This is a genomic window from Oribacterium sp. (genome assembly GCF_057249185.1).
On sequence record NZ_DBHIGR010000189.1, the window covers coordinates 1 to 3958 of the forward strand.

The 3958-nt window shown below is 45.0% G+C and carries 3 protein-coding genes; 1 reads left to right on the forward strand and 2 read right to left on the reverse strand.

Annotation, left to right across the window (positions count from 1 at the left end; all coding sequences use genetic code 11):
• Positions 1 to 58 precede the first annotated feature (58 nt).
• Together ACO4PX_RS09095 and ACO4PX_RS09100 are read right to left on the reverse strand one after the other, a co-directional pair.
• Positions 59 to 1264: an acyltransferase family protein gene (locus ACO4PX_RS09095; RefSeq protein ID WP_485572345.1), complete on the reverse strand. Its 1206-nt coding sequence runs from the start codon at positions 1262 to 1264 to the stop codon at positions 59 to 61.
• Between the two features lie 136 nt (positions 1265 to 1400).
• The gene (locus tag ACO4PX_RS09100; protein WP_485572346.1) at positions 1401 to 3089 is read right to left on the reverse strand and encodes a phospho-sugar mutase; all 1689 of its coding nucleotides are present in this window, start codon (positions 3087 to 3089) and stop codon (positions 1401 to 1403) included.
• A gap of 393 nt (positions 3090 to 3482) precedes the next feature.
• Between ACO4PX_RS09100 and ACO4PX_RS09105 the strand changes: the two genes are divergently transcribed.
• Positions 3483 to 3958: ABC transporter transmembrane domain-containing protein (locus tag ACO4PX_RS09105; protein ID WP_485572347.1), on the forward strand; the 476-nt coding region annotated here is incomplete at its 3' end.

Below are 3958 nucleotides of genomic sequence, written 5' to 3' on the forward strand. Positions count from 1 at the left end.
CTGAAATATACCTTCTAAGACATAGAACGAAAAATCCGGCTTACCCAGACTCTGCATTTTACCATCGCTTCCTGCAAAGCCAGTAAAGGGATTTCCTTCCCAAAAGAACGCAAACTGCCACAGAAAAACCTACTAGGAATAGGAAGAAAAGAAGCTGAACCGGCAAAGCTCTCTCATAATGTAGGAAATAGCTGTAGCCTCCCATCTTTAGGAACAAGTCCCGGAAAGGGCGATGAAAAAGATAAATCACCAAAGAATATTTTCCCCAAAGAGAAAGCTTCCTCTTCAAATTTTCCAAAACTTCAGTAAGTCCAAATTTGTCTCCCCAAGCTCCGGTAAGACCAAGCTTCCGACCCAAAGCGCCGACAATGCTCGACTTCCTTCCTAAGATTTTCTTGTGTAAAGGATACTTTCCCCAAAAAGAGAGAATCCAATAGAAAAAATAGGAAATTCCCAAAGCAAAAGGAATATAGAAAATGCGAAGCAGGATGGGAAAGCTTTGAAAAAAGGGAAGAATCTCCTCTTTACTGACCCTTCTGTACCATACTCCATAGAAAATTCGGGTATAGTTTTTTAAACCGGTGAAAAACAGGAGAAAAAGAAGCAGGAAAACTCCCCCAAAGAGAGCAAGGCCGTCTCTTCTTTTCTTCCAGGAAAATGAGGATTGGGAAAGGAGCATCCCGAAATAGAAAAAGGGAGCAAAACCAAAGACCCGATCCAAGGCCAAGAAATCCACAAATCTCCTATTTTGATCCAAATATCCTGCGAACAAAGAAAGGAAAATCAGAAGGAGAAGGTAGTATTTTTCTCCCCTATCCTCCGGATTTCCCCCCTTTCCGATATAAACTCTATTTCGTTTAAAAAAGCAAAGCGGCAGACAGGCTAGCTGCCAAAAGAAAAGCCCCAAAAGATACCAAGGGGTAGAGGATTCATGGAGATAATCCGGGAAGCTTCCCTGCCCCCCGTAGCAAAATACATCAAAGGGATAGAGCAAGGTTTTTAAGAAAAAATAGCAGATACAATAATACAGTAGATTCGAAAAAAGAGAGGAAGCCTTTCTTCCCCTCTTTACAAAGCTTTGTTGAAAAAAATATCCGGACAGGAAGATAAAGGCAGGCATGTGAAAGCTGTATATCCCGTAAAAGCTCCGAGAAAATAATGCCATGCCGCTATCCTTTACAGGCAGGAGAAAATGTCCAAGCACCACAAGGAAGATTAAAAAGCCCTTATATCGGTCCAATTCCTCAACTCTCTCCCCTATCATACTGTCCTTTCTTTTACTGCAAAAATCCAGAACACTACTGTATCCATGCCCTCTTTGGTCCGGATAGTGCCGAAACAATTCAATAATTGGACGAGGACAGTCTAAGCCCTCGCAAACCCGTGTAATGCCCTATCCTTTATGCAAAAATCGGTGCTACCGCCTTGGCATACTTCTCTTTTACCGCCTGAGCCTCTTCCTTATTCTTTCCTAAGGTGGTGTAGTAAGCCTTAATCTTCGGCTCTGTTCCGGAGGGGCGCACAATAATGCTGGAGCCGTCCTCCAAATGGTAAATCAAAACATTTGCCTTAGGAAGCCCTGTCTTCTCTGTATCCAGATAATCCACACATTCCTTTACCTTGCTGCCGGCAAAATCCTTAGGGCTGTCCTTTCTTAAGGAATCCATAATACCCTGCATCTTATCCATGCCGGAAAGTCCCGGGAAGGAGAAGCTGTCCACAGAGTTCAAGTAGTATCCATGTTGCGCATAAATCTGCTCCAAACGCTCCTTAATGGAGGAGCCGTTTTTCCGGTAGTATGCCGCCATCTCACAAATCAGCATGGAAGCCACCACCGCGTCCTTGTCCCGCACAGCGGTTCCGGACAGGTAGCCATAGCTTTCTTCGAAACCGAAAATGAAGCGATTTTCCTCTCCCTTTTCCTCCAAAAGCTTAATCTGCTCTCCAATCCACTTAAATCCTGTAAGGGTGTGGCGAAGCTCAATGCCGTAGTACTCTGCCACCTTATCCGCAAGAGGAGTGCTGACAATGGACTTTACCGCCACCGGTCTTTCCGGAAGGGTTCCCTCCTCCTTACGACCTTTTGCGATATAGTCTAAAAGCAAAACTCCCATCTCATTTCCGGATACCAATTCATAGCTTCCGTCCTGGCAGCGCATAGCGATACCCACACGGTCCGCATCCGGGTCTGTTGCCAACATCAGGTCTGCATTTTTCTCCTTAGCAAGGGCCAATCCCTTCTCCAATGCTGCAAAAATCTCCGGATTTGGGTAGGGGCAGGTGGTGAAATAGCCGTTAGGATACTCCTGCTCCGGCACAATGCTCACGTCCTCGATACCCATTTCCTTGAAAATGCGGGTTACCGGCTCTAAACCGGTACCATTCAAGGGAGAGTAGACCAAGGTCAATCCTGCATCCTTGCAAAGTCCGGGATGCACCTGCTGAGAAAGAACGGATTTATAGAAGGCTTCCTTACAATCCTCTCCTACAAAGCGAATCAGCCCTTCATCCACCGCCTTGGCAAATTCCATGGTCTTATAGCCGGTAAGTACATCGGTTTCCTGAATCTTTTTATAAACCTTTCCTGCTGCTTCGTCGGTCATCTGGCATCCGTCACTGCCGTAGGCCTTATAGCCATTGTACTCCGCCGGATTGTGGGAGGCAGTCAGCATAATACCCGCACTGCAATGATAGTATCTGGTGGCAAAGGACAGGGCCGGCACCGGCATCAAGGCATCATACATCCGAACGGTAATGCCATTTGCCGCCAAAACCTTCGCCGCTTCCTTGGCAAAGGTCCAACCCTTCAAACGGGAGTCGTAGCTGATAGCTACCAGCTTTTCCAGCTTCTCCTCTAAGATGTATCTGGCCAATCCTTCTGTAGCCTGACGCACCACAAAAAGATTCATTCTGTTGGTTCCTGCACCCAGGGTTCCTCTGATTCCCGCGGTACCGAACTCCAAAGCTCTTGCAAAATGCTCTTTGATTTCTTCCTCCTGCCCTGCCATGCACTGCAGTTCTCTCTTTAAATCAAAGTCCTCTAACTCCGCTGCCATCCAGCGCTGATACTCTTTTTGATAATCCTGCATCTCCATCGTCCTTTCTGCATCCTGCCTTTTTTCCGCTCTACTTTACCATGGAAGATGGAGAAGAGGCAAGAATATCGTATAGAAATGATGGAGCAAATGATATATCCCAAAGATATAAAAATGATAGCGTCCTAAAATCTTTCTCCAAAAAATGTCTTTCTATAAAATGTCTTTCCATAAAAATCTCTCATTCTTCTATAAAAATTGTTTATAAAAAAGCAGTATACAAAAAATCATTCTTCTCTTGTTAGTTAGCGCTAACTAATGTATCATAATAACGAGCATTTTCATATCATTTAATAATTTTATATAGTTTCTACTAATAGTTTCTACTAATAGCATCTGCCTATAGTATTTACTAATAGTTCTACTAACAATCTTTAGGAGGCACCCATGAACGTTTACAAAAAAGTATTTCACTACGTTCCGGAAAAAATCGTGCCGGGAATCCTTTCTATCCTGACTTCCCTTCTTTCCGGAGTGATTCTGGTCTACGCCTATATGCTCCTCTACTTCTTTCTGGAAAACCTGATCCTTTTCCGAGACGAAGGGCAGAGCTACATCTTGAGTCTGAAAATTGTTCTTGCCCTTACCCTGGCAGGACTTTGCTATCTCTTTTCCGGCGTCTTGTCCCACATCTTTGCCTTCCGCCTGGAGACAAATCTCCGGAAGAAAGGGATTGAGGGCTTAGCATCCGCTTCATTTCGTTTTTATGACCTGCATTCTTCCGGCTATATTCGGAAAACCATCGACAGTAACGCAGAGAAAACCCATCAGGCAGTGGCCCACATGATTCCGGACAGTGCCCAGGCTTTTCTTGTGCCCCTCCTTACCCTGGCTCTTGGCTTCTTTGTGAGTCTTCGGGTGGG

Bases quoted from the DNA above. Each gene is read 5' to 3' on its own strand.
- ACO4PX_RS09095 (WP_485572345.1), bottom strand. From the start codon at position 1,264: ATGATAGGGGAGAGAGTTGAGGAATTGGACCGATATAAGGGCTTTTTA.
- ACO4PX_RS09100 (WP_485572346.1), bottom strand. From the start codon at position 3,089: ATGCAGGATTATCAAAAAGAGTATCAGCGCTGGATGGCAGCGGAGTTA.